The 999-nt window shown below is 44.3% G+C and carries 1 protein-coding gene; it reads right to left on the bottom strand.

Annotated elements, in window-relative coordinates; translation table 11 throughout:
- A partial coding sequence (locus tag ACTHUR_RS11980) for a type VI secretion system baseplate subunit TssF (RefSeq protein WP_440398717.1) occupies nucleotides 1–999 on the bottom strand: 999 nt, incomplete at both ends.

Here is a 999-nt window from a genome sequence, read left to right on the forward strand (position 1 = left end):
GTCTGCACGCCGTGCTGAAAAATAAGCATGCTGAGTTTGGGCTTCGGGGAAGAGTCCTATATCCGGCGCTTTGTACATCGGGGAAAATACAACGGTTTGACGGTTGTTGGTGTCAAAACCTTTTACTTGTTCGATGGCGTAGATTTCATAATTTAAAGGTTGTGTACGGTCGATGATAACGTGGTGTTCCTGGTCTTGGATGTTTACAGGGAAGCGGGAGCTTTTTTTTCTGAAAAGGTTTACCACAGGTACCGCATTGACGGAAAAATCCTCTACACCGATCAATTCTGTCAATTCGGGGATTTTGTTGCTGAATAAAAATGAAAGACTGAAATAACGTTTGCGATAGGTAATGATTTTTTTATTGACACCCTTATCGTTTACGATTTCTTCCAAATGTTCGGGTACTTTGGGCAAATGTCCGTCATTCTCAGCCTGACGGACAGCCTGTTTGATATCTTTTTGAGCAACAAACAGGAATTTTTCCGGTAGTCGCGCGTATTCCTGCATAATCCGGAATGCACTGACGGATTTGTCCAAATTAAACGATAAGGCTTCATCTTCCCGAAATCCCCGATGTTCCGGTTTGGAGGACAACGGGTAATACCATTGTTTGGGGTTCTCATAACTGTGGCAAACGACGCCTACGCATTCTGAGGCCAGTAAAAACAGCAGTGCAGATGACTTAGAAAGTTCCGTACCTAAAAACACAGATAATTCATCCGGCAACATTTCCGAACATGCGCCAGGTACGCTGAGTGAGAAGTCCAAACGCAAGGCAGATTGCACTTTTTTCCCGGCAGATGCTTTGAGCGCGGGAAGCGTACTTGGTAAATAGCCGAGCGAATCGGTATATTTGGCTTTTTCTATGCGTAAAGGTAGGATTTCAGTAGTTTTAGTTACGGAAAACGGGCAACTTACTTTGAATTCGTCGATGGGTAATGAGCGCAATACTCTGCCACGTTCCAGTAGATTGATCACGTCAGCGTTGTATTGACC

The organism is Neisseria sp. P0021.S007, from assembly GCF_051956855.1.